Source organism: Emticicia sp. W12TSBA100-4 (assembly GCF_040253585.1).
Taxonomy (GTDB): Bacteria; Bacteroidota; Bacteroidia; order Cytophagales; family Spirosomataceae; genus Emticicia.
Genome location: NZ_JBELAU010000056.1, coordinates 1 through 856, shown reverse-complemented (window position 1 = coordinate 856; position 856 = coordinate 1). Strand labels below are relative to the sequence as shown.

Annotated in this window: 1 protein-coding gene; it reads left to right on the top strand. The window is 34.8% G+C overall.

The window, feature by feature from the left end:
* The first annotated feature begins 94 nt into the window (after positions 1-94).
* Entirely contained in the window at positions 95-847 is a 753-nt protein-coding gene (locus ABR854_RS25710; RefSeq protein ID WP_350268725.1) for an IS5 family transposase, read from the top strand.
* Positions 848-856 lie beyond the last annotated feature (9 nt).

Here is an 856-nt window from a genome sequence, read left to right as displayed (position 1 = left end):
AGAGTCTGTTTAAAAATACTGAATAAAAATAAATAAGGGCAAAGGAAAAACTTATAAAAACACTTTCTTTGAAGTGACTAAACAAAAAAGAGAGATGTATTCAACAGATTTAACCGATGCCCAATGGCAATTTATCAAAAAAACCTTACAGTATCCAAATAGGAAACGAAAACATTGCCTACGAACTATATGGAATGCAGTACTTTATGTTGTAAAAACAGGATGTCAATGGCGACTATTACCAAATGATTTTCCCAAATGGCAATTAGTCTATTACTACTTTCGTAAATGGGTTGAATTAGAAGAGTTTGATGAGTTATTAGAAAAGTTGCGAGGAAAAGTACGGGTTAAAATAGGGCAAAACGCTCTACCCAGTCTTGGTGTCATGGATAGCCAAAGCGTCCGTTGGGGCAATAATCGTTCTTTGAATGGGGTTGATGGGAATAAGAAAGTGAAAGGTGTAAAAAGACATGTGATAGTAGATAAAAATGGATTTCTAATAGCAATCATGGTGACGGTAGCTAATATTCATGATGGACAAGCCGCCTTGCAGTTGATGCGAGTTTTAAAGAATTTATGGAGTAGTGTGAAGGTAATTATAGCAGACGGAGGCTATCGAGGAGAAATAATAGAGCAAATAAGAAAAAACTTTGGCTATTTGCTCCAAATAAAGTTAAGAACCGATAAAAAAATCTTTCAAGTACAACCTAAAAGATGGGTAATCGAACGAACATTTTCTTGGTTCGATAATGACCGAAGGTTATGTCGTCAATACGAATTACTTATGGAAACGGCCGAAGAGATGGTAAAACTATCAGCTATAAAACTTTTACTCAATAAAATTTAAACAGGGTCT

What these genes read in the sequence shown, in the direction of transcription:
- ABR854_RS25710 (WP_350268725.1), top strand. Translation starts at nt 95, where the DNA reads ATGTATTCAACAGATTTAACCGATGCCCAATGGCAATTTATCAAAAAA.